General features: G+C 63.3%; 21 protein-coding genes and 1 tRNA gene. 10 read left to right on the top strand and 12 right to left on the bottom strand.

The window, feature by feature from the left end; genetic code table 11:
* Nucleotides 1-18: 18 nt before the first annotated feature.
* The gene (locus tag C7W88_RS15630) at nucleotides 19-561 is read right to left on the bottom strand and encodes a VOC family protein (RefSeq protein WP_118074247.1); all 543 of its coding nucleotides are present in this window, start codon (nucleotides 559-561) and stop codon (nucleotides 19-21) included.
* Nucleotides 558-1691, bottom strand: a complete 1134-nt coding sequence (hppD, locus tag C7W88_RS15625; RefSeq protein WP_118074246.1) for a 4-hydroxyphenylpyruvate dioxygenase — start codon at nucleotides 1689-1691, stop codon at nucleotides 558-560. The genes C7W88_RS15630 and hppD overlap by 4 nt, the downstream gene beginning before the upstream one ends.
* A gap of 211 nt (nucleotides 1692-1902) precedes the next feature.
* On the opposite strand from hppD, the gene C7W88_RS15620 reads away from it, so the two are divergent.
* On the top strand, nucleotides 1903-2136 hold the full coding sequence (locus tag C7W88_RS15620; RefSeq protein ID WP_118074245.1) for a hypothetical protein: 234 nt from the start codon (nucleotides 1903-1905) through the stop codon (nucleotides 2134-2136).
* 4 nt (nucleotides 2137-2140) lie between these two features.
* On the opposite strand, the gene C7W88_RS15615 is transcribed toward C7W88_RS15620, so the two are convergent.
* The 3 genes from C7W88_RS15615 to C7W88_RS15605 form a co-directional block, all read right to left on the bottom strand.
* Nucleotides 2141-2216 (bottom strand) — tRNA-Thr (locus C7W88_RS15615).
* A gap of 30 nt (nucleotides 2217-2246) precedes the next feature.
* Nucleotides 2247-3143 carry a hypothetical protein gene (locus tag C7W88_RS15610; protein WP_118074244.1) on the bottom strand — a complete coding sequence of 299 codons (897 nt, stop codon included), beginning with the start codon at nucleotides 3141-3143 and terminating at the stop codon, nucleotides 2247-2249.
* Nucleotides 3140-4462, bottom strand: coding sequence for a replication-associated recombination protein A (locus C7W88_RS15605; protein ID WP_118074243.1), 1323 nt, complete (start codon nucleotides 4460-4462; stop codon nucleotides 3140-3142). The genes C7W88_RS15610 and C7W88_RS15605 overlap by 4 nt, the downstream gene beginning before the upstream one ends.
* A 100-nt stretch (nucleotides 4463-4562) precedes the next feature.
* On the opposite strand from C7W88_RS15605, the gene C7W88_RS15600 reads away from it, so the two are divergent.
* Together C7W88_RS15600 and C7W88_RS15595 are read left to right on the top strand one after the other, a co-directional pair.
* Nucleotides 4563-5219 carry a PadR family transcriptional regulator gene (locus C7W88_RS15600; RefSeq protein WP_118074817.1) on the top strand — a complete coding sequence of 219 codons (657 nt, stop codon included), beginning with the start codon at nucleotides 4563-4565 and terminating at the stop codon, nucleotides 5217-5219.
* Between the two features lie 85 nt (nucleotides 5220-5304).
* Complete coding sequence (locus C7W88_RS15595) at nucleotides 5305-5757, top strand: hypothetical protein (RefSeq protein WP_118074242.1); 453 nt, start codon at nucleotides 5305-5307, stop codon at nucleotides 5755-5757.
* A 1-nt stretch (nucleotide 5758) separates the two neighbouring features.
* Here C7W88_RS15595 and C7W88_RS15590 read toward each other — a convergent pair whose 3' ends face one another.
* Nucleotides 5759-6892 carry a glycosyltransferase family 1 protein gene (locus C7W88_RS15590; protein WP_240344709.1) on the bottom strand — a complete coding sequence of 378 codons (1134 nt, stop codon included), beginning with the start codon at nucleotides 6890-6892 and terminating at the stop codon, nucleotides 5759-5761.
* 284 nt (nucleotides 6893-7176) lie between these two features.
* Here C7W88_RS15590 and C7W88_RS15585 point away from each other — a divergent pair, with 284 nt between their 5' ends.
* Nucleotides 7177-8070, top strand: coding sequence for an outer membrane protein (locus tag C7W88_RS15585; RefSeq protein WP_162896090.1), 894 nt, complete (start codon nucleotides 7177-7179; stop codon nucleotides 8068-8070).
* A 645-nt stretch (nucleotides 8071-8715) separates the two neighbouring features.
* On the opposite strand, the gene C7W88_RS15580 is transcribed toward C7W88_RS15585, so the two are convergent.
* Nucleotides 8716-10629: a potassium transporter Kup gene (locus C7W88_RS15580; RefSeq protein WP_118074240.1), complete on the bottom strand. Its 1914-nt coding sequence runs from the start codon at nucleotides 10627-10629 to the stop codon at nucleotides 8716-8718.
* 103 nt (nucleotides 10630-10732) lie between these two features.
* Here C7W88_RS15580 and C7W88_RS15575 point away from each other — a divergent pair, with 103 nt between their 5' ends.
* The gene (locus tag C7W88_RS15575; protein ID WP_118074239.1) at nucleotides 10733-12076 is read left to right on the top strand and encodes a DUF4118 domain-containing protein; all 1344 of its coding nucleotides are present in this window, start codon (nucleotides 10733-10735) and stop codon (nucleotides 12074-12076) included.
* Nucleotides 12077-12143: 67 nt separating this feature from the next.
* Here C7W88_RS15575 and typA read toward each other — a convergent pair whose 3' ends face one another.
* Entirely contained in the window at nucleotides 12144-13970 is a 1827-nt protein-coding gene (typA, locus tag C7W88_RS15570) for a translational GTPase TypA (RefSeq protein WP_118074238.1), read from the bottom strand.
* A gap of 344 nt (nucleotides 13971-14314) precedes the next feature.
* Here typA and C7W88_RS15565 point away from each other — a divergent pair, with 344 nt between their 5' ends.
* From C7W88_RS15565 to C7W88_RS24390, 3 genes are read left to right on the top strand one after another with little or no spacing between them, the layout of a single operon-like run.
* Nucleotides 14315-16300, top strand: coding sequence for a TonB-dependent receptor (locus C7W88_RS15565; protein ID WP_240344707.1), 1986 nt, complete (start codon nucleotides 14315-14317; stop codon nucleotides 16298-16300).
* A 2-nt stretch (nucleotides 16301-16302) separates the two neighbouring features.
* Entirely contained in the window at nucleotides 16303-16818 is a 516-nt protein-coding gene (locus C7W88_RS23815) for a TonB-dependent receptor domain-containing protein (RefSeq protein ID WP_255418786.1), read from the top strand.
* A complete protein-coding gene (locus tag C7W88_RS24390; protein WP_255418785.1) occupies nucleotides 16815-17003 on the top strand; it encodes a TonB-dependent receptor in 189 nt (62 codons plus the stop codon). The genes C7W88_RS23815 and C7W88_RS24390 overlap by 4 nt, the downstream gene beginning before the upstream one ends.
* A 266-nt stretch (nucleotides 17004-17269) precedes the next feature.
* On the opposite strand, the gene C7W88_RS15560 is transcribed toward C7W88_RS24390, so the two are convergent.
* The 4 genes from C7W88_RS15560 to pdeM form a co-directional block, all read right to left on the bottom strand.
* Complete coding sequence (locus tag C7W88_RS15560) at nucleotides 17270-18010, bottom strand: L,D-transpeptidase (protein WP_118074237.1); 741 nt, start codon at nucleotides 18008-18010, stop codon at nucleotides 17270-17272.
* 100 nt (nucleotides 18011-18110) lie between these two features.
* A complete protein-coding gene (locus C7W88_RS15555; RefSeq protein WP_039335290.1) occupies nucleotides 18111-18410 on the bottom strand; it encodes a hypothetical protein in 300 nt (99 codons plus the stop codon).
* A 316-nt stretch (nucleotides 18411-18726) separates the two neighbouring features.
* The gene (infC, locus tag C7W88_RS15550; protein WP_039335224.1) at nucleotides 18727-19248 is read right to left on the bottom strand and encodes a translation initiation factor IF-3; all 522 of its coding nucleotides are present in this window, start codon (nucleotides 19246-19248) and stop codon (nucleotides 18727-18729) included.
* Nucleotides 19249-19394: 146 nt separating this feature from the next.
* Complete coding sequence (gene pdeM / locus C7W88_RS15545; RefSeq protein ID WP_118074236.1) at nucleotides 19395-20069, bottom strand: ligase-associated DNA damage response endonuclease PdeM; 675 nt, start codon at nucleotides 20067-20069, stop codon at nucleotides 19395-19397.
* 62 nt (nucleotides 20070-20131) lie between these two features.
* Between pdeM and hemF the strand changes: the two genes are divergently transcribed.
* Both hemF and C7W88_RS15535 read left to right on the top strand, forming a co-directional pair.
* Nucleotides 20132-20995, top strand: coding sequence for an oxygen-dependent coproporphyrinogen oxidase (gene hemF / locus C7W88_RS15540; protein WP_118074235.1), 864 nt, complete (start codon nucleotides 20132-20134; stop codon nucleotides 20993-20995).
* Between the two features lie 4 nt (nucleotides 20996-20999).
* Nucleotides 21000-21620 (top strand): GNAT family N-acetyltransferase, encoded by a 621-nt coding sequence (locus C7W88_RS15535; RefSeq protein WP_118074234.1) that lies wholly within the window; start codon nucleotides 21000-21002, stop codon nucleotides 21618-21620.
* Nucleotides 21621-21651 lie beyond the last annotated feature (31 nt).

Here is a 21651-nt window from a genome sequence, read left to right as displayed (position 1 = left end):
GCGGCCCTGTCCCTTTATTCAGGCCGTAGCCGGGTCCTTGTGCAGCCATTCGGCGTGGCGGGGCGCGCGCCGGGTCCTGCTCCATTCCTCCAGCATGACCGGCGCAAGGTCGGCCAGTTCCGCATACTGCTCTGCCGTGCCGATGTTGCAGGCCAGTTCGAGCCGGTGGCCGTTGGGATCGAAGAAGTAGATCGAGCGGAAGATGCCGTGGTAGGTCGGCCCGAGCACGTCCACGCCTTCGGCTTCGAGATGGGCCTTGGCGGCCTGCAGGGCGGCCTCGTCCTCCACCTCGAAGGCGATATGCTGGACCCATGCCGGGGTGTTCGGGTCCTTGCCCATCTCGGGCTGGTTCGGCAGCTCGAAGAAGGCCAGCACGTTGCCGCCCCCGCAGTCGAGGAAGACATGCATGTAGGGATCGTCTTCGCCGGTGGAGGGCACCTTGTCCTCGGCAAAGGCGGTGGTGTAGCGCATGCCCATCACGCGCTCGTACCAGTCGACCGTTTCCTTTGCGTCGCGGCAGCGATAGGCGACATGGTGGATGCGCTTGATCTGCGGGATCATTCCGCCGTCTCCTCGACCTGCAGGACGCCCCGGCGCATCTGATCGCGCTCCATCGACTTGAAGAGCGCGGTGAAGTTGCCTTCGCCAAAGCCCTCGTCCTTCTTGCGCTGAATGAACTCGAAGAACACCGGGCCGATCTGGGTTTCCGAAAAGATCTGCAACAGCAGACGCGGATCGCCCTTTTCGGTCGAGCCATCGAGCAGGATGCCACGGCGCTGCAACTCGTTTACCGGCTCGCCGTGGCCAGGCAGGCGCTCATCCAGCATCTCGTAGTAGGTGTCCGGCGGAGGCGACATGAACGGCGTGCCGATGGCCTTCAGCTTGTCCCAACCGCCGAGGAGGTCATCACTGGCAAAGGCGATGTGCTGGATGCCCTCGCCGTTGTAGGCGCGCAGGAATTCCTCGATCTGACCGCCGCCGGCCCCATTGGTTCCTTTGGCGCCTTCTTCGTTGAGCGGAATGCGGATCTTCCCGTCGGGCGCTGTCATGGCGCGACTGGTGAGGCCGGTATATTCGCCCTTGATGTCGAAATAGCGGATCTCGCGGAATCCGAACACGCGCTCGTAGAACGCGGCCCAATGCGCCATGCGCCCGCCATAGACGTTGTGGGTGAGGTGATCGATCGTGTGGAAACCGGCACCAACGGGATGACGGTCCACCCCCGGCAGGTATTCGAAGTCGATGTCGTAGATCGAAAGGTCGCCGAACGCGCCGCCCTCGTAGCGGTCAATCAGGTAGATGATCGAACCGCCGATGCCACGGATGGCCGGCAGGCGCAGTTCCATCGGTCCGGTGCGCACTTCGACGGGTTCCGCGCCGCGCTCGATCGCCGTGGCATAGGCCTTGGCCGCGTTGCGCACGCGCCAGCCCATGCCACAGGCCGAAGGTCCGTGTTCGGCCGCAAAGTAGGCCGCGGGACTGCGCGGCTCGTAGTTCGCAATCAGGTTGATGCCACCCTGCCGCCACAGTTGCACCGCCTTTGAGCGATGGTTGGCGATGCGGGTAAAGCCCATCCGCTGGAATACCGGTTCGAGCGTGCCGGCCTCGGGTGCGGAAAACTCGATGAATTCGAAGCCGTCGAGGCCAAGCGGGTTTTCGAACAGGTCTTTCGTGGGTTGGTGCTGGCTCAAGGAACTCTCCGATCGAAACTGCAGGCAGCGCAGGGCTGTAAAAGTAGTTTCAATTTATACCAGATTTGCGGAGCGTTGTCGCCATGAATCTTGTTGCTTCCGATCAGCTTCTTCGACCACGCGCCGTCCTCACGTCAGGACGTGGCATTGCTGAGGTCTGCTGCGTGCGTGGAATTATTCGCAATTTCGGGCGTTTATGGTATCAGGAACCATGCCTGGTAGCGCCTCGCCCAATTTGAGCGATCAACGGCTCGATGAAATTGCCGCACATCTGCGGCAGGCTTTTGCCGTCAACAGTGACGACAACGTGATGCTTTCGGATCTTGCAACGGCGCTGGACTCGCCGGATCTCGCGGAGATTTTCCAGGAAATCGCGGCCCTGCGCAACGAGGAACTGCGACGGCTCGAGCGCCTGCTCGGCCGGTTCGCACACAACGACCGCTGAAAAATGGTGCCGGCTACAGGATTCGAACCCGTGGCCCCCTGATTACAAATCAGGTGCTCTACCAACTGAGCTAAGCCGGCCCTGCGCGATGCGCATTGCGCTCCCTTGCCTCAGACCGCACCGAACGTCCAGCCCTCGGTGAGGGCAATTTCGTCGGAAAGTTCGCGCGGGCGCCACAGCCCGGGATCGTGGGCCGCCTCGCGCAGCCACGCAGCGGTCAGGATGGCGTCGCAGGTGTGATCATCAAGCGGGCCGACAAGCCCGGATGGCGCGCAGCCGATGACCGCCAGGGCATCGTCCAGTTCGCCCGCCGATCGCATCTTCGAACGCGACGCAGTTCTCCCCGCAGCCATGGCGGCAATGGTGGTGTAGATCTCGCAGATCACCGGTCCCTTGGCGGGCAGGCCGTCCACCGGCCAGACGCTGGCCCGGTCTGCCAGCCGGTGCAGGAGGCGCATGCCCGACAGGCTTGACTTGCCGACCTGCGCTGCGCCGACCAGATTGAAGTTCGAATAGGGTTTGCAGCCCATGCGCCGTTGCGCTGCCTCGGTCACCCGGAAGCGGCCCTGACCCCCGCCGAATTGCCCGCCTTCGCGGCCGCCATGGCGACGGAAGTAGGCGGAAAGATCAGGATGGTCGACCAGCGCCGAGACGCCAAGATGCGGTTCATCGGCGCATATCGCGTCGATCAGCGCCCAAAGCTCGCGCGCGCTGCCGGGACTGTCCGGCCAGCCGGGAAAGAATGCGCCCCGGTCTGCAAAGGGCAGGGCGATGCCGAGGTCCATGCCGACCAGCGTATCGTCCGGCAGCTCATCGCGCAGGTAGGCAAGGACTTCGCAGCGTGACCAGCGATGGCCCGGCCGGACGATGCGCGGCGTCGCCGTCCCGCGCGTGGCCAGCGCCACGGCAATGCCCTTGTGCCGCTCGCCTGCCGCCCCTGACCAGTCGATGGCGACGAAATGGCCGAAGCGCCTCCCGAAACGGTCACCAAAGCGGTCAAGCGTCATTCGCCCTGGCGCTCGCGGCGCTTGCGTTCCCACCAATCGAGGCGCTTGGCCACTTCACGTTCGAACCCGCGTTCGACCGGGGCATAGTAGGTCTGCGGTGCCATGCCTTCAGGCCAGTAGTTGTCGCCGGAAAAGCCGTCCTCGGCATCGTGGTCGTATTGGTAGCCCTTGCCATAGCCGATGTCCTTCATCAGCTTGGTCGGCGCGTTGAGAATGTTCGCTGGTGGCATCAGCGATCCGGTATCGCGCGCGGATTTCCACGCAGCCTTGTGCGCCATGTAGGCGGCGTTCGATTTGGGCGCGGTGGCGATGTAGAGCAGGGCCTGCACTATGGCCAGTTCGCCCTCGGGGCTGCCGAGGAACTCGTAGGCATCCTTGGCGGCAAGGCACTGCACCAGTGCCTGCGGATCGGCCATGCCGATGTCTTCGACCGCCATGCGCACCAGCCGTCGCAGCACGTAAAGCGGCTCTTCTCCTGCCACCAGCATGCGTGCCATGTAATAGAGCGCCGCCTGCGGGTCTGAGCCGCGCACCGCCTTGTGCAGGGCGGAAATGAGATTGTAGTGCCCCTCGCGGTCCTTGTCGTAGACCGCCACGCGCCGCATCAGGAACTTGCCCAGCCCCTCGGAATCAAGTGGTGCGGGCAGAGACACGTCAAACAGCATTTCCGCCTGGTTGAGCAGGAAGCGTCCGTCGCCATCGGCTGACGCTACCAGTGCTTCGCGGGCAGGCGGGGTGAGGGGAAGGCGCAAGCCAGTGATGTCTTCAGCGCGGTCGAGCAGGGTGCCCAGCGCTGCGGCATCGAGACGGTGCAGGATCAGCACCTGCGCACGGCTGAGCAGTGCGGCGTTGAGCGCGAAGCTGGGGTTCTCGGTGGTCGCGCCGACCAGCGTGACTGTGCCGTTTTCCACGAATGGGAGGAAACCGTCCTGCTGCGCGCGGTTGAAGCGGTGGATCTCGTCCACGAACAGCAGCGTGCGGCGTCCGGCCAGTGCCATGGCTTCCGCTTCGGCAAAGGCTTTCTTGAGATCGGCGACGCCTGAAAACACTGCGCTGATCGCAACATAGCGCATGCCCACGGCCTCGGCGAGCAGCCGCGCGATGCTGGTCTTGCCGGTGCCGGGCGGACCCCACAGGATCATCGATGTCAGTTTGCCCGCCGCGACCATCCGCCCGATCGCGCCTTCCTCGCCGGTCAGATGATCCTGCCCGATCACCTCGGTCAGGTCGCGCGGGCGCAGCCGATCCGCCAGCGGCGCTTCGGCGCTGGCTTCGGGCGGGGGGCGGTCCTGCGGAGGCGGGGCGAAGAGATCAGCCATCGGTCACCGAGATAGGACGGGCTGAGAAAAATTGCACCTGCCCACTTGCCAACGTCGCATTAAGATATATCTTAGACGCATCATGAAAGGATATGAACACATGAGAATCGAAAGAGGTCGGCACGGCAATGGTCGCGGCCATGGCCATGGCCGGCACGCCATCAAGATGATGGCCATGATGGGCGGACGCTTTGGCGGTCCGTTCGGGAAGGGCGGTGCCTTTGGCGAAGATGGCCCGTTTGGGGGCAGTCCGTTCGGGGGCGGCCGGGGTGGTCGCGGTGGTGGTGGTCGCCGGGGCGGACGGATGTTTGCCGGTGGCGAACTGCGCCTGCTGCTGCTTCACCTCGTCGCTGAACAGCCGCGCCATGGCTATGATCTGATCCGCGCGATCGGTGAGCTTGCAGGCGGCGAATATGCGCCCAGTCCGGGCGTGGTCTACCCCACGCTAAACCTTCTGGTCGACGAGGGCCTGATCGCCGAGGAAGCCGGAGAGGGGCCACGCAAGGCCTTCGCCGTGACCGACGCAGGCCGTGCCGAGCTCCATGGCAAGGACGCCGAACTCGACGCGATCCTGGGTCGCCTCAAGGCGCTGGGCGAACAGCGCGACCGTGCGGACAGTCCGCCGGTGCGCCGTGCCATGGGCAATCTTCACGCAGCCGTGCGCAATCGCGTCATGGCGCAGGGCTTCGATACCGAGACCGCCCATGCCATCGCCGATATCCTCGACGAGGCCGCACGCAGGATCGAACGCCTCTGATGCTCCATGAATCCGCGCTTTCGCGCCGCTTTGAGGATGCATTGGGCCATGATATCCTCTCCCCGGGTAACAGGGGAGAGGGCCCATGGATAACCTGCAAGACGATCCCGTGAAGACTCCGGGCCATCTCTGGGCTGTCGGCGTGATCAGTCTGTTGTGGAACAGCTTTGGTTGCGTCGATTACGCGATTAGCAAGCTCGACCCGCTCGGCTACATGAACTCTGTCGGCATGACTCAAGCCGAGGTCGCCTACATGCTGGCCATGCCCGCCTGGCTCAGCGCGTTCTGGGCGCTTGGCGTCTGGGGCTCGCTGGCGGGTTCGCTCCTGCTGCTGTTGCGTTCGCTCCACGCGGTGACGGCGTTTGCGGTTTCGCTGGTTGGCCTTGCCGTAAGCCAGCTTTCGCACTTTCTCGACAGCACGATGCCCGCATCCATGAACTCGGGCGCCATGATGGCGATGAACTTCCTGATCTGGGGCTCGCTCGTTTTCTTCCTGTGGTATGCGAGCCGGATGAAGGCAGCGGGGGTCCTGCGCTAAATCAGCGCCGGCTTGCCTTGGCCTTCTGGCGCACCAACCTGAGGTAGGTATCGGCGACCGCCTGGTTGATCCGGTCCCAGGAGAATTCGAGGCTGCGTTCCTCGCCTGCCATGCCATGGCGCGCGCGAAGCCCGGCATCTTCCACATAGCAGCGTAGCGCCTCGGCAAACTGGCGCACCGCTCCGGGCGTGATCAGTCGGCCCGATACGTTGTCGTCGACGAGACTCTGGCTTCCGGTCGCCGCTGCGGCAACCACCGGCACGCGGCAGGCCATCGCTTCAAGCGTGACATTGCCGAACGTTTCGGTGACCGAAGGATTGAACAGCACGTCCATGCTCGCCACGGCGCGGCCAAGATCGTGCCCGCCCTGAAACCCTGCGAAGACAGCATCCGGCAGCCGGGCGGCAAACCATTCGTGCGCCGGGCCTTCGCCGACCACGAGCACGCGATGCTTGACGCCCTTGCGCACCAGTTGGTCGACCGAGTCTGAAAAGACGTCGAGACCTTTCTCCATGACCAGGCGGCCAAGGAAGCCGATCACCACTTCGTCATCGCCGATGCCGAGCTCGCGCCGCCATTCGAGACTGCGAGCGCCGGGGTGGAAGATTTCGCGATCGACCCCGCGTGACCAGATGTCGATGTCGTAGTTCATGCGCTGGTCGCGCAGCACCTGCGCCATCGATTCCGAGGGAGCGACCAGGGCATCGCAGCGGCGGTAGAAGCGGCGCATCAGGGCTTCGACCACGGGTTCGGCCCAGGCCATGTTGTAGTAGCGGAAATAGGTCTCGAACCGGGTGTGGACCGAGGCGAGGATGGGCAGCCTGCGGTGTCGCGCCCAAGAGACCGCGCGGTGCGCGACGACATCGGGCGAGGACACGTGCACGACATGGGGCGCAAACTCGGCCAGATCGCGGCGGATGCGCGGAGACAGGGCCAGCGGGAAGCGATATTCGGGGCGGCCGGGAATTGCGAACGAGGGCACGCCGATCAGCGTGCCCGTCGCCTCGAAGGCAGGCTCTTCGACCTTGGGCGCATAGATGCGCACATCCGCGCCTTGGCGCAGGAGATAGCCGACGAGGCGGTTCAGCGCCTGGTTCGCGCCATCGCGGACGTAGTTGTAGTTGCCGCTGAACAACGCGACGCGCAGGTTTGAAAGATCGGTCGGGAAGGGGAGTTTGCCTCGCTCATCGGCTGCGCCATAGCCCGGCCGAAGCTGAATGGCGAGTGACGGCGACGGATTTGCGCGACTTTTGCGCGATCTGAACAGAGCACGGCCGTGGGCCGCGCGGCAGGTTACTCCGCCGCTGATGGACCCCGGATGTCGCTCCGGTCCGATCCGGAGCGGTTTTGCGGAAACCTTTCATAGGCACCGGGGTTTGGGCTGCACGACAGGTCTCAGGCAATCCAGAGGGAAGATCAATGACTTCGAAGAACATTCTCACGTGGCCGCTGGCCGCGACGCTGGCGCTCGTCGCCGCTCCGGCCATGGCGCAGGACAGCATGGACGACAGCGCCACGACCACGTCCACCGCCACCACGGCAGATGGCTTCGATCGCGACAGCCACTTTGACGGCGTCTACATCCAGGGCTTTGGCGGCATCAGCCTGCTCGGCAACAATCGCGGCCAGTTCGAGTTCGATACCAACCGCGATGGCAACTATGGTGACACTGTCCAGACGACGGCCGGTGCCAATGCCTTCTCGCCGGGCTTTGCCAACTGCGGTGCCACCGGATCGACTCGCGGGGCGGGTTGCGTTGCTGACAAGCAGGGTGCGGAATACGGCGTTCGCGTTGGCTTCGATGCGCGGTCGGGCAACATGGTGTTCGGTGGCCTGCTCGAAGGTTCGCGCAACGAATCGATCTATCGTTCGACCGCGTTCAGCACCACGCCGGCGTCCTATCGCATCGACCGCCAGCTCGACTACGCCATCTCGGCCCGCGCGCGTCTTGGCTACACTCCGGGCGGTGGCGCGCTGTTCTACGTCACCGGTGGTGGCAGCTACGCCAAGATCAACCATGACTTCTCCACCACCAACACGGCCAATTCGTTCACCGAGCGTGACGACGGCAAGATGGTCTGGGGCTGGCAGGCAGGTGGCGGCACCGAAATCATGCTGTCGAACAACCTCTCGCTGGGCCTCGAGTACCTTTACAGCCGCTACCAGGACGACAAGTACGAAGTCGAAGTGGGCCAGGGCACCGCGCCTGCCACCAATCCGTTCCTGCTGAACGGCGGCGGCACGAACCTGCGCGTGACCGACAAGGTGTTCGACACGCACGCCCTGCGCGCCACTGTCGGCCTGCGTTTCTGACCAAATGGCCTAACCCTGCCGCGTCAACGATCCGGAGCTTGCAGACCCGCAAGGCCGGTCAAGTGAAGCGCGGAAGGTGAACCCGGAGAAGCTGCGGCGACATCCATCGCCGCAGCTTTTTTGTGCCCTGCGAAGACCCCGAATTCGCTGGGGGTTTACGCGGTTTACACAGTTCAGGAGAGCTATCGTGTTCGATCGGAAGGGCGCGATCGATCGGGATTTTCGATTGGCGGTGGGCGGACTTCGGGCGGCTGTTGGCGAGGCGATTCCTGGCGTTTGGCGCTTGCCCACCCCGACCCCTCCCGCCTGCGGGAGGGGAGGAAATTGGCGCTTTTCCTGCGGGGGCGTGCTGACGAGCAGCGCAGCGCTTGGTGCTGCTGTGCGAGTGGGGGTGAGGTGCGACATGGCTTGAAGGCTATGTCAGCTGAGGGCCTGTAGGAAAGTCATTTTGTGCTTTGTCTGTTCTCATGGAATGGGCGTCGGTGCGGCTAAATCTGACACATGCGTCAATAACGCTTTCCGGCTGTTCACGCGGGGGCGTGAAGTCTTGGCGGTTCGTCAAACAGACACCGCCACTCCGATCAAACCGGTAACTCCAGAAGCCTGGCAGGGTCCGCCCTCAGCCTTGGCGGACCCTGCCTCCGATCAGATCCTGATCTGGCTGCCCAGTTCGACCACGCGGTTTGCAGGAAGCCGGTAGTAGTCCATCGCCGATTCCGAGGCTTTGAGCATCCAGGCAAACAGCTGTTCCCGCCAGAGTGCCATGCCGGCGACTTCCCGGGCCGCTATGAGTTTCTGTCGGCCGAGAAACCAGCTGGTGCGCATGGGATCAAGGGTAATTCCTTGCCGGGCGAGTGGGGAAAGATCATTGGGAAGATCGATTTCCTCGGTAAAGCCGTATCGTGCCACGACCCTGTAAAAGCCGACGCCCCAATCGTGGCGTTCCAGTCGTTCGTGCGGTTCGAGGCGAGGAACGTCGGCAACCTCCACGGTAAGCAGCACCACATTCTCGTGCAGGATCTGGTTGTGCTTGAGATTGTGCAGCAGAGCAGCGGGAACGCCATCTTTCGAGGCGGACAAGAACACGGATGTTCCCTTTACCCGGTGCACGCTGGACGCGGTCGAGCGGATGAAGTCGTCGAGGCCCATGGCCTCGTCTTCGAGATGACGGCGCAGGATCGCCCGGCCCTTCGCCCAGGTGGTGAGCACGATGAAGATTGTGGATGCTATGACCAGCGGCACCCAGCCGCCATCGGCGATCTTGGCAATGTTCGACATGAAGAATGCGGTGTCGATGGTGGCAAAGAACGCAATGGTCGCGGCCGCCGCCAGCTTGTTCCAGTGCCAGACCTTGAACAGCAGGAAGCCCAGCATGGCGGTGGTGATCAGCATCGTCCCGACCACCGATATGCCGTATGCCGAGGCCAAGCGGGTGGACTGCCCAAAGCCGATGACTAGAACGAGGACCATGGCCAGCAGGCCCCAGTTGACGGCAGGCATGTAGATCTGCCCGGCGGCTTTCTCGCTGGTGTGCAGGATCTTGAGACGCGGCAGGAAGCCGAGCTGAATGGCTTGATGTGTGACGGAGAAGGCGCCCGAGATCACGGCCTGGCTGGCGATGATGGTTGCGAAGGTGGCCAGAATGATCAGGGGGAGCCTGGCCCATTCGGGCGCCATCAGGAAAAAGGGATTCTCAACGGCGGCTGGATTCGACAGCAGCAAGGCGCCCTGGCCCATGTAGTTCAGGAGTAGAGCCGGGAAAACGAGCGCGATCCAGCTGAGCCCGATGGCCTTGCGGCCGAAATGTCCCATGTCTGCATAGAGCGTTTCGGCCCCGGTGACCGCCAGGAAAACCGAGCCCATGGCAAGAAAGGCGAGACGGGAATCGTGAGTGAAGAATGCCGCCGCCCAGCGCGGGTCGACGATGCCGAGAATGGACGGATTGTTGGCGATATTGGCGATGCCAAGCACGGCAAGAACGACAAAGTAGGCAATGACCACCGGACCGAAGAAGGCGCCGACACGGGCCGTGCCGCGCGATTGGATCAGGAACAGGCCGACCAGGATCAAGACCGATAGAGGGAGGACCAGAGGTTCGGCACGCGCTTCGATGATGGTCAGGCCTTCAACAGCCGACAGCACGGACATTGCCGGTGTGAGCATGGCGTCGCCATAAAAGAGCGCTGTGGCCAGAACGCCCAGTACGACAAGCCAGCTCTTCTGCCGGCTGTCGAGGTGACCGGAGATCAATGCCAGCAATGCGAAGGAGCCACCTTCGCCGCGATTGTCGGCACGCATGGCAACCAGAACGTACTTGATAGTGACGACTATCATCAGCGTCCAGAAAATCAGGCTGAGGACGCCGAAGATATGCAGGGCATCAACCTTGAGGGGATGAGGCCCAATGAAGGATTCCTTCATGGCATAGAGTGGCGAGGTGCCAATATCGCCAAAGACGACACCGACGGCCCCGACCATGAGGACGGCCAGACTTTCTTTCTGCGGGGTTTGGCAGGGCGAAGCGCCGCCTGATGGCGGAGCGGATTCGGAATGTAGCATGGCTTTATTGTGGTGATTTGCAGCATAAAGATTCCATGTGGAATTTGCTTGCGGATGCCATATCCTGTCGACGTGGATCGCACGTTCCGGCAGTCAATCCGCCATGTTCACCGACACTCTTCTGCCGCTTGACCGGGTACGATCGGCAAAGGCATCGATCACCCACACATCAGCGGCTTTGCTGCTTGCGGGCATTTCCACGGCCATCGGAGTATTGACGGCCAGCCGCTGGGGCAATGCCCCGGTGGTCATGCTGTACCTGCCGCCCGTGCTTTATGCCGCGATTTACGCAGGGCTTCGTAGCGGCCTGCTGATCTCGTTCGCCTCGGCGCTTGCGTTCAACTATTTCTTCACCTCGCCCTATCACACGCTGGTCATCCACAGTCCCGCAGATGCTGTGACCATGGTCGTGCTGTTCATCGTGGCGGCCGTGTGCAGCCAGCTGGCCGCGTCGGTCCGCAGGCAGTCCCGGCTGGCCGCGGAACATGCCGGTCGCAATGCCGCCATTGCCGGCTTTGCCCGACGCCTGCTGTCCACGCGCGATGTCGGCGAAGTTGCCGAAGTCAGTGCGGCGCAACTGGCGGCGTTGTTCGGTTGCCAGGTGGCGGTTGCTGTCGATGCTGAGCCAGTGCGGATTCTGGCGAGCATACCGGCTGATGCATCGCCAAATCCTGATGATCTTGCCGCTGCCGCCTATGCCCTCCAGTTCGGCGAGAGTTCGGGGCGGGGTGAGAAGCGCGCCTCGCAGGCGGATTGGCAGTTTCATCCCATCGCATCGGACAGTGCAGTGCTGGCGGCGGTTGGCCTGGCCAGAGAAGATGGAGTGCCGCCAATACCACAAGAGCGGCAAGTCTTGTTCGAGAGCCTGCTGAACCAGATGGCATTGGCGCTTGAGCGCACGAGACTGGAAGGCGAAGCGAGGGAAGCGGCAGAAATGCGCGCTCGTGACAAGTTGCGGTCAGCGTTGCTGGGGTCAATCGGCGACGACATCAAGCCACGCATCAGGGCAGTTCAGACCACCTTGCGTGCCTTGCGTCGCGAGGGCAATCTATCGAGGGAGCCGGCCTCGCTATTGGAAGGGGAAGTTGCGGGGATCGAGCGTCATATCGACAATCTCGTCGACCTGCAGGGCACCGACGGAGACCTGAACATTACGGTCGGAGAAATCGTGATCGATCTGCATCACAGGTCGGTTCTGCGGCAGGGCGAGAATGTGCGTCTTACGCCCAAGGAGTTTGCAGTTCTGGCAGAATTGACCAAGAGTGGTGGAAGGACGTTGACCCACGGCCAGCTTCTGAACGCGGTATGGGGACCAGCGCAGCAAGAACACGTCGATTATCTGCGGGTCGCAATCATGGGGCTGCGCCGGAAGATTGAAACTGATCCGGCAAGTCCGCAGCTCGTTCTTAACGTCCCTGGCGTGGGGTATCGCCTGGCCATTAGCTGAGCTGGTTCGCTGATCGCGGGCCCTCCAGCAAAAAGGGCGGCTCACTCGAGCCGCCCTTTCGTTTTGCTTACGCCGCTTCCTTCTTGCGGCTGGCCTTCTTGCGCTCGTTCGGGTCGAGGATGGCCTTGCGGATGCGGATCGACTTTGGCGTGACTTCGACCATTTCGTCGTCGTCGATATAGGCGATGGCCTGTTCCAGGGTCATGATCTTGGGCGGGGTCAGGCGGATGGCGTCGTCCTTGCCGCTCGAACGGAAGTTCGTCAGCTGCTTCGACTTCATCGGGTTGACCTCGAGGTCTTCCGGCTTGGCGTTCTCGCCGATGATCATGCCTTCGTAGAGCGGGGTGCCGACGCCGACGAAGAGGATGCCGCGCTCTTCAAGCGGCCCGAGGGCATAGGCGACGGCTTCGCCGGTGCCGTTGGAGATCAGCACGCCGTTCTTGCGGCCTTCGATCTTGCCCTTGTGCGGACCGTACTTCTCGAACAGGCGGTTCATGATGCCGGTGCCGCGGGTGTCCGAGAGGAATTCGCCGTGGTAGCCGATCAGCCCGCGCGATGGGGCCGAGAAGGTGATGCGGGTCTTGCCACCGCCCGAGGGCCGCATGTCGGTCAGCTCGGCCTTGCGGATGGCCATCTTGTCGACCACGGTGCCCGAGTGCTCGTCGTCCACGTCGATCATGACGGTTTCGTACGGTTCGAGCAGGTTGCCGTCCTCGTCCTTCTGGAACAGCACGCGCGGGCGGCTGATGCCGAGTTCGAAGCCTTCGCGGCGCATCGTCTCGATCAGCACGCCGAGCTGGAGTTCGCCGCGGCCGGCGACTTCGAAGCTGTCCTTGTCGGCCGATTCAGTGATGCGGATGGCGACGTTGGATTCCGCCTCGCGCTCAAGCCGGTCGCGGATCATGCGGCTGGTGACCTTGCTGCCTTCGCGGCCGGCCATGGGCGAATCGTTCACGGCGAAGCGCATCGACAGGGTCGGCGGATCGATCGGCTGGGCCTTGATCGGCACGGTCACTTCCGGCGCGGCGATGGTGTTCGACACGGTGGCGACGGTGAGGCCGGCGAGGGAGATGATGTCACCCGCCTTTGCTTCGTCGACCGGAACGCGATCGAGGCCGCGGAAGGTCATGATCTTGGACGCACGGCCGGTTTCGATGACCTTGCCGTCCATGTCGAGCGCGCGGATCGGATCGTTGACGCGGATCACGCCCGACTGGACGCGGCCGGTGAGGACGCGGCCAAGGAAGTTGTCACGATCGAGCAGCGTGGCGAGGAAGGTGAACGGAGCGTCCTCATCGAGGTTCGGCGGCGGCACGTGATCGACGATGAGCTGGAACATCGGCTCCAGCGTGCCTTCGCGGCGATCGGGATCGGTGCTGGCATAGCCGTTGCGGCCCGAGGCGTAGAGCACCGGGAATTCGAGCTGTTCGTCGTTCGCGTCGAGCGTGACGAAGAGGTCGAACACTTCGTCGAGCACTTCCTGGATGCGCTCGTCCGGACGATCGACCTTGTTGACGACGACGATCGGGCGAAGGCCCAGGGCCAGCGCCTTGCCGGTGACGAACTTGGTCTGCGGCATCGCGCCTTCCGAGCTGTCAACCAGCAGGATCACGCCGTCGACCATCGAGAGGATGCGCTCGACCTCGCCGCCGAAGTCGGCGTGGCCCGGGGTGTCGACGATGTTGATGCGCACGCCGTTCCATTCGATCGAGGTCGGCTTGGCAAGGATGGTGATCCCGCGTTCCTTTTCGAGATCATTCGAGTCCATCGCACGCTCTTCCACGCGCTGGTTGTCGCGGAAGGTGCCGGACTGGCGGAAGAGCTGGTCGACGAGCGTGGTCTTGCCGTGGTCGACGTGGGCGATGATCGCGATATTGCGCTGCTGGGCGGACATTGAACTGGCTTTCGGTTGGAATCACGTGGAGTCGGCACAAGCAGCGCTCGCTCCGGTTTCGGCGCGCGCTTACTCGGAATTGTGCGTTGCGGCAAGCACGCTTCTATAAAGCAGTGCGTTGCGGCAAGCTTGGTGTGGAGAAGCGGGCAATCGGTTGCAGGTGTGACTATCATGCAACAGCGCATCAAAATGCATGAACTATGCGAAGGATTTCATCGAACTGGAATTGTTCGCATGTTTTCCGCGCCCTAGAAGGTCAGTTGGGAACCAGGATGACCTTCCGGCCTGACAAATGGCCACTGCCCGGCGAAGCCAGGCGGGTGAACAGAGGAACAGTTTTGCAGATGAAATCCGTAATTGCCGGTCGTGCCGGCCAAGCCGCGCTCCTTGCCGGAGCCTGCGGTCTTGCTCTTGCCTTCTCCACCGCCGCCCACGCGCAGGATGCTGCCGCGATGGCCGAGGAAGAGGCGCAGCCGGCACCGCCCGCGCCCGATCAGGTGGCAGAGGGCAACGAGATCATCGTCACCGCCACGAAGCGCGAACAGACCCTGCAGGACGTGCCCATCGCCGTTTCGGTGACGAGCGCGAAGACGCTGGAACAGGCGCAGATCCGTGATCTCAAGGACCTGACGAGCGTGGTGCCGTCGCTGCGCGTCACCCAGCTGCAATCGAGCGCGAACACCAACTTCATCATCCGCGGCTTTGGCAACGGCGCCAACAACGCCGGCATCGAGCCTTCGGTGGGCGTGTTCATCGACGGCGTCTATCGTTCGCGTTCGGCTGCGCAGATCGGCGACTTCCCGGACGTGCAGCGCATCGAAGTGCTGCGCGGGCCGCAGTCGACGCTGTTCGGCAAGAACGCCAGCGTCGGCGTGATCTCGATCGTGACGGCAGCGCCGAAGTTCGAGTTCGGCGGCAATGTCGAGGCGAGCTACGGCAATTACGATGCGGTGGTGCTCAAGGGCGTGGTCACCGGTCCGGTGACGGACGGGCTGGCGGTGAGCCTTGCCGGCGGCATCAACAAGCGCGACGGGTACAACAAGGACCTCGGCACCGGCAACGACACCAACGAGCGCAACCGCTGGTTCGTGCGCGGACAGGCGCTGTGGGAGCCCAATGCCCAGGCGCGGGTGCGCCTGATCGGCGACTATTCGAAGATCGACGAGAACTGCTGCGGGGTCGTGAACCTGCAGCCCAGCGCTTCGACGCAGGCGATCCGCGCACTGGGCGGGCGCGTGAACGGTCCGAACGAGATCTATGCCAACCGGGTCTATTCGAATATCGATTCGGTCAACGATATCGAGAACTGGGGCGCATCGGGCCAGGTCGATTACGACTTCGGTCCGCTGACCTTCACCTCGATCACGGCCTACCGGCGGCTGGACGCATTCACCAATCAGGATTCCGACTTCACCAGCGCGGACCTGATCGGGTTCAATGCGCAGGATCAGGGCATCAAGACCTTCACGCAGGAACTGCGCGCGGCCACCAACATGGATGGCCCGCTCAATTTCCTTGTTGGCGGATACTATTTCAACGAGAATATCCGCCAATCTAACCAGCTTGGCTGGGGTGAGGACGCGCGCGGCTATGCCGACGTGCTGATCCGGGGGCTGACGCAGAACACCCAGTCGCTGTCGAGCATCGAGGCGACGATCAGCGGGCTGACCGGCACCAACTACACCGGCCGGTTCTTTGTGGCAGGGCAAAAGCTCGACGAACGCTATCGCCTGCGGAACGAGGCTTTTTCGGTCTTCGGCCAGGCAGACTTCAAGATCGGTGACCGGGTGACCGTGACGGGCGGCATCAACTACACCAAGGACAAGAAGGACTTTGCCGCGTCGGCAACATCGTCCGACGTGTTCGCCAACCTTGATCTGGTGCAGATTGGTGGCACGGCCTTGAGCCGCGGCTTCATTTCGACCGCGCTGGGCACGACGGACCCGCTGGCCATCGCGGCGTTTGCGCAGGCCAATCCGGCGGTGTTTGCCAACCTGCAGGCGCAGGCCTCGGGCTTTGCGGCGCTGAACCGGAGCCTTTCGACCGAAGCTGCGGCGGCCGACGCCAATCCGCTGACCGTGGGCAATCCGCTGCTGGCGCTGCAGGATCTGCAGTATCTGCCGCCCTTCCTGGCCGTGCCGAACGCTGTGGAACCGGGCCGGACCCGCGACGACAAGTTCACGTATATCGTGCGCGTTGCCTTTGACCTGACCGACGACATCAATGTCTATGCAAGCTACGCGACCGGCTTCAAGGCAAGTTCGATCAACCTCTCGCGCGACAGCCGTCCGCTGCTGAGCGATCGCGATGCCCTGATCGCGCGGGGCTGACGGTGGCCAACCAGACCTATGGCAGCCGGTTCGCCGGGCCGGAAAGCTCCACCGTCTATGAAATCGGGCTTAAGGCGGACTGGGGGCTGGTCACGGCAAACCTTGCTGCCTTCGACCAGCGGATCAATGGCTTCCAGTCGAACACGTTCACGGGTTCGGGCTTCGTCCTGGCCAATGCCGGCAAGCAGTCTGTTCGCGGTATCGAGTTCGAAGGCACGGTCAAGCCGGCCAAGGGCTGGCAGTTCAACGTGGCGATGACCTACCTCGATCCGAAGTACGACAGCTTCGTGCTTTCGGCGGTGGGCGACCTTTCGAAGACGCGACCGGCAGGCATCCCTGCGATCTCATCGACATTCGCGGCAAGCTATGACCATGAATTCGACAGCGGCCATCACCTGATCCTGCGCGGCGATTTCCATTATGAATCGCCGGTGCAGATTGCCGAGGGCTGCCCGGCTTCCTTGATGGCGGCACGAGCATTGCGATTGCCGCAGCACGTCCGTTCCGCCGTGAGGTGAACGAAGCCAATGCCTCGATCACCTGGGCCATGCCCAGCGGCTTCGAGCTGACGGCGTGGGGACGTAACCTGACCGACAACCGCTATCTGCTGCAGATCTTCGATACGCCGGCCCAGCCGGGATCGATCTCCGGCTATACCAGCCAGCCGCGCACCTATGGCGTGGCGGCACGCTACCGGTTCTGAGGCCAAGGCCTTTGAAGGGGGAAGGGGAGCTTCGGCTCCCCTTTTTCGTTCGGGCGGAGCGTCCCGCGTCGGCAGCGTCGGGTTGTGCGCGTTGAGGGCGTGGGTGGCGGAAAGGTCATGGACCCCGGCCTTCGCCGGGGTGACAGGGGTTTGGAGGCTGATCGGGGGAGACCCGATCACTCATGTCTCGTAATCCCGGCGAAGGCCGGGATCTATTCGGCTTGTGGCTGGAGCGAGTTTCGAGACGGGAACTCGCTTGTCGCCGTTCAGCGGCTCGGCATCGCTTCCGAGGAGGGTGCGGCTGCGGCATTGAAAGGCCGGGCGTGGAGCGGCGGGAAGGCGTCTTCCAGCGGCTTGGTATCGGGCAGGATGTAGACATAACCGCCCTTCTTGCCGAACATCGGGGCGATCTTGCCGTTGTAGAGCGCCTTGGGGACATTGATGCAGCCGAACGTGATGCGGTTGTCGTCAATGTCGGGCGAAAGCATGCGCCTGGTGCGGTTTTCCTTGGGATTGCCGCTGGGGATCGTGTGGATGGCGACGGAGGTTGCGTAATCGACCCACAGCACGCGGGTGTTTCCTGCCGCCTTGCCGAAGCGGGCGAGGAAGCGACCTGCCGGCGTCGTCTTTTCGGCCGGGCCGATTTCGGCGAGGCTCTTGTTGCCGATGCCGGGCGTGGCGTCGTCCCCCAAGGCACGGCCGATGAGCACGGGGCCGAAGCCGACCGGCTTGCCACTGGCATCGAACGCGAAAATCGTGGCGCTGGGCTTGTCGATCACGAGATAGGGCAGGCCGTTGTTGTCGCCGGTTTCGTTCACCCACGACGTCACGCGCTGCGTGGGGATTGTCAGGTCGGGCATTTCGACCGGCTTCTGGACGGATTTGGCACTCTTGCGCTTCTGCGCCTTGGCTTGCGAAGCGGTCGCTGTTGCCGCTTGGGCAGGCGCGGTCATCGGGGAGGGGAGCGCCAGCGCCACACCGGCAATCGCCGCAAGAGCCTTCATCATTTCAAACGTCACTCGCACCAGAAACGAAAAACCGGACAGGTTTCCCTTGGTCGTCCGACCACAGGAGGCCTGTCCGGCATTTTAACGCAACAAGCGCTGATTAGTTGCGCGGACGCTTCTGCTGGGCCTGCATCATGCGCTGGTCCATGCTGTCGACGCGGCCAGTAAGCTGATCAAGGCGCTGGGTGTTGGTCTGAGCCTGCGCGTTGGCGGCCTGGGCCTCGCTGCGGGCGGCCTGGGCAACGCCGTCAGTTGCCTGGAGGCGGCTTTCCACGCCGTCGATGCGCTGGTTTACCGTTGCGATCTGCTCGTTGACGTAGCCCTTGGTGGCGCAACCACCGAGGCCCAGCGATCCGGCGAGAATTGCGACGGCGGGAATGATCTTGAGGGACGGCGTCATGTAATGCTCCTTGATGAAACCTGTTGGTTTTTTGGCGAACCGCAGCGGCAACGCGCAGATGGGCCAAACAGATATGGGTGAATCGGCGGAGCGTTTGCTGGCGGGGGCGAGTTGCCGAACGCGCGACAGGGCGTTTCGGGATGTCGACGGCCGGTGGTCGCGACAGGCGTTTGAGCAGGTAGTTGCGGGTGTCGCCTGCCCACCCCCGACCCCTCCCGCCTGCGGGAGGGGAGATTAGGCGTTCTGGCAGTTTCGCAAACGAAAAGGGCGCGCCTTGCGGCACGCCCCTTGCGGTTTGCAGTGTGAGATCCGGCGCTTACTTCGGCGCGAGGACCATCAGCATCTGGCGACCTTCCATGCGGGGGAAGGCTTCGATCTTGGCGATCTCGGCAACGTCGTCCTGCACCTTGCGCAGCAGGTTCATGCCGAGCTGCTGGTGCGAAAGCTCACGACCGCGGAAGCGCAGCGTGATCTTGACCTTGTCGCCTTCACCGATGAACTTCACGACGTTCCGCATCTTGGTGTCGTAATCGTGGTCATCGATGTTCGGACGCATCTTGATCTCCTTGATCTCCTGCGTCTTCTGGCTCTTGCGGGCGAGGTTCGCCTTCTTCTGCGCCTCGTAGCGGAACTTGCCCACGTCAAGGAACTTGCAGACCGGCGGGTCAGCGTTCGGGGAAACTTCAACGAGATCAAGGCCGACTTCGGCAGCCTGTTCGATCGCTTCGCGGGTGTACATCACACCCAGGTTCTCGCCGTTCTCGTCAATCACGCGCACCTTGGGCACGTTGATCATCTGGTTGTAGCGAGGCCCGCTCTTGACGGGGGGCGCCATCATGCGCCGCGGTGGGGGAGCTATAGTGCTTTCTCCTGCAGTTTTTGCCGAATATGGTTCCGGGCGCTCATATCACAATGTGCGTTCAGATAAAGGGCGGTTTTGCCCTTGGTTCCTGATCGTGCCGGATTGGCCTGCGCCTGTTGCTTTCAGGCTGCAGCGCGCCAGAGGTTGAAGCGGGCGAGCTTCTCTCCGGCGGGAACGATCGCGTCGATCGAGCGGGCCGGCTGAAGCGCCCTGAGGATCGCCGGGTCGCCAGCGTTCATTCCGCCGGTCAGCGATCCAAAAGCAGGGAGAATCAAGCGGTTCTCGCTGGCGACGGCGCAAGGGCGGGCGATCGTGCGGCCGCGGATCGAGACGCGCAGCTTGGGGTGGAAGTGGCCGGAAACTTCCGCATCGGCGGTGCCTTTGCGGGCAATATGGCGCAAGGTGAGGCCGCGCACGGTGAGTTCATCGACCAGGGTTCCGCCCGGTGCCGAGGCGTCTTCATCATGGTTGCCGGTGATCCAGACCCAGTCCGTGGCACGGGTGAGGGCATCGAGCATGCCGCCGGCGTGGGGCTCCATGCGGGCAACGGCGGCGGCATCGTGGAACGAGTCGCCCAAGCAGAAGACGCGGCGGGCGCCGGTCTCGCGCAGGGCCTGTGCGATGCGTTCGAGCGTGGCGCGGCTGTCATACGGCGGGAGCATCTGGCCGTGGCGGGCAAAGAAGCTGGCCTTTTCGAGGTGCAGGTCTGCCACCAACAGTGCGTTCTCCTCGGCCCAATAAAGCGCACGGGATGCACCGAGGCGGAATTCCTGTGAAGCGAACGAAAAGGGAACCATGGCTTTCCCTTGCCGGATCGCGATTCCCTTGGCAAGTCGGTCAGACTGATTTGGGGGAATGCATGACCGACTGGACGACCCACACCACCCGCGCCCGTGCCTGGTTCGAGAGCTTGCGCGATCGGATCTGCGCGGAGTTCGAAGCGATCGAACGCGAGGCGGGTTCGGATGCGTCGTTCACCTATACGCCGTGGAACCGCGAGCATGAGGGCGAGGCCGTCGAGAACGGCGGCGGCGGCGTTCAGGGCCTGATGAAGGGCAAGGTGTTCGAGAAGGTCGGCGTGAACGTCTCGACCGTGCAGGGGGAGTTCTCGAAGGACTTTGCCGGGTCGGTCAATGGGGCGAGCGCGGAGGCGCCGGGCTTTACTGCGACGGGGATCAGCCTGGTCGCGCACATGCGCAACCCGCACGTGCCGGCCGTCCACATGAACACGCGCTTCCTGACGACGAGCAAGGCGTGGTTCGGCGGTGGCGGCGATCTCAATCCGCCGATCCCCTATGAAGAGGACACGGCCGAGTTCCACGCCGAGTACAAGGCCGCCTGCGACAGGCACGATGCGGAGTATTACCCCAAGTTCAAGAAGTGGGCCGACGACTACTTCTGGATACCGCACCGCAAGGTCCATCGCGGCGTGGGGGGCATCTTCTACGACCACCTGGAATGCGCGGACGATGCGGCGTTCGAGGCGAACTTTGCCTTTACGCGCGACGTGGGCGATGCCTTCATCAATGTGTTCCCGCGCCTTGTGCGCAAACGGATGGGGATGGATTACTCGCCGGAGGAGAAGCTGACGCAGCTCGAGTATCGTGGCCGCTATGCCGAGTTCAACCTGGTGTGGGACCGCGGCACGCTGTTCGGGCTCAAGACTGGCGGAAACATCGATGCCATCCTGATGAGCCTGCCGCCGGAAGCCGTCTGGAGCTGACGTGATGGAGGCGGAAGGCCCGGCGCTGGGCCATGGCTTTCACAATGTGGCGCCGGGTGATCTGGCATGCGTGGTCACTGCGCTCGAGATGGTGGCGCCGCCCGAAGGCTTGCGCCGGCTGGTGCCGGAGGGCGACGTGCCGGTCCAGCTGGTACGGTGGAAGCATGCGGCGCCCGAGAAGTACCGCCTGCTCTACAGGCGGATCGGTGGGCCGTGGCTGTGGTGGACGCGGCTGGGCAAGAGCGATGCGGAGATTGCGGCGATCATCCATGACCCGCGCGTGCAGCTTTTTGCCGTGGCCGACCGGGCGGGCGTCGAAGTCGGGATGCTGGAACTCGACTTCCGGGAAGAAGCGACGTGCGAGATCGTGTTCTTCGGCTTCATCAAGGGGGCTACGGCCAAGGGGCTGGGCAAATGGCTGATGCGGCGGGCCTTGCAACTGGCGTGGGCGCCGGGGGTGAAGCGCGTATGGCTGCACACCTGCACCACGGATGACCCGCGTGCCTTGCCGTTTTACCGAAGCCAAGGCTTTGCGCCCTTTGCGCGCTTCGTGGAGATACTGCCAGACCCGCGCGTCGCCGGCCTTCTGCCGCAGGACATGGGCAGCGCTCCGATTATCCTCTGATAGAGCAAGTCGATTGCATTTAAGCGGTATT

This window comes from Novosphingobium sp. THN1 (genome assembly GCF_003454795.1).
GTDB lineage: Bacteria > Pseudomonadota > Alphaproteobacteria > Sphingomonadales > Sphingomonadaceae > Novosphingobium.
The sequence above is the reverse complement of the archived record's forward strand: the minus strand, read 5'-3'. Positions and strand labels throughout refer to the sequence as shown.

What these genes read in the sequence shown, in the direction of transcription:
- C7W88_RS15585 (WP_162896090.1), top strand. Translation starts at nt 7,177, where the DNA reads ATGACTTCGAAGAACATTCTCACGTGGCCGCTGGCCGCGACGCTGGCG.
- C7W88_RS15565 (WP_240344707.1), top strand. Translation starts at nt 14,315, where the DNA reads ATGAAATCCGTAATTGCCGGTCGTGCCGGCCAAGCCGCGCTCCTTGCC.
- C7W88_RS15610 (WP_118074244.1), bottom strand. Translation starts at nt 3,143, where the DNA reads ATGACGCTTGACCGCTTTGGTGACCGTTTCGGGAGGCGCTTCGGCCAT.
- hemF (WP_118074235.1), top strand. Translation starts at nt 20,132, where the DNA reads ATGACCGACTGGACGACCCACACCACCCGCGCCCGTGCCTGGTTCGAG.
- C7W88_RS15605 (WP_118074243.1), bottom strand. Translation starts at nt 4,462, where the DNA reads ATGGCTGATCTCTTCGCCCCGCCTCCGCAGGACCGCCCCCCGCCCGAA.
- C7W88_RS15555 (WP_039335290.1), bottom strand. Translation starts at nt 18,410, where the DNA reads ATGACGCCGTCCCTCAAGATCATTCCCGCCGTCGCAATTCTCGCCGGA.
- typA (WP_118074238.1), bottom strand. Translation starts at nt 13,970, where the DNA reads ATGTCCGCCCAGCAGCGCAATATCGCGATCATCGCCCACGTCGACCAC.
- C7W88_RS15595 (WP_118074242.1), top strand. Translation starts at nt 5,305, where the DNA reads ATGGATAACCTGCAAGACGATCCCGTGAAGACTCCGGGCCATCTCTGG.
- infC (WP_039335224.1), bottom strand. Translation starts at nt 19,248, where the DNA reads ATGATGGCGCCCCCCGTCAAGAGCGGGCCTCGCTACAACCAGATGATC.
- C7W88_RS15600 (WP_118074817.1), top strand. Translation starts at nt 4,563, where the DNA reads ATGAGAATCGAAAGAGGTCGGCACGGCAATGGTCGCGGCCATGGCCAT.
- C7W88_RS15580 (WP_118074240.1), bottom strand. Translation starts at nt 10,629, where the DNA reads ATGCTACATTCCGAATCCGCTCCGCCATCAGGCGGCGCTTCGCCCTGC.
- C7W88_RS15560 (WP_118074237.1), bottom strand. Translation starts at nt 18,010, where the DNA reads ATGATGAAGGCTCTTGCGGCGATTGCCGGTGTGGCGCTGGCGCTCCCC.
- pdeM (WP_118074236.1), bottom strand. Translation starts at nt 20,069, where the DNA reads ATGGTTCCCTTTTCGTTCGCTTCACAGGAATTCCGCCTCGGTGCATCC.
- C7W88_RS15620 (WP_118074245.1), top strand. Translation starts at nt 1,903, where the DNA reads ATGCCTGGTAGCGCCTCGCCCAATTTGAGCGATCAACGGCTCGATGAA.
- C7W88_RS15575 (WP_118074239.1), top strand. Translation starts at nt 10,733, where the DNA reads ATGTTCACCGACACTCTTCTGCCGCTTGACCGGGTACGATCGGCAAAG.
- C7W88_RS15535 (WP_118074234.1), top strand. Translation starts at nt 21,000, where the DNA reads ATGGAGGCGGAAGGCCCGGCGCTGGGCCATGGCTTTCACAATGTGGCG.
- C7W88_RS15630 (WP_118074247.1), bottom strand. Translation starts at nt 561, where the DNA reads ATGATCCCGCAGATCAAGCGCATCCACCATGTCGCCTATCGCTGCCGC.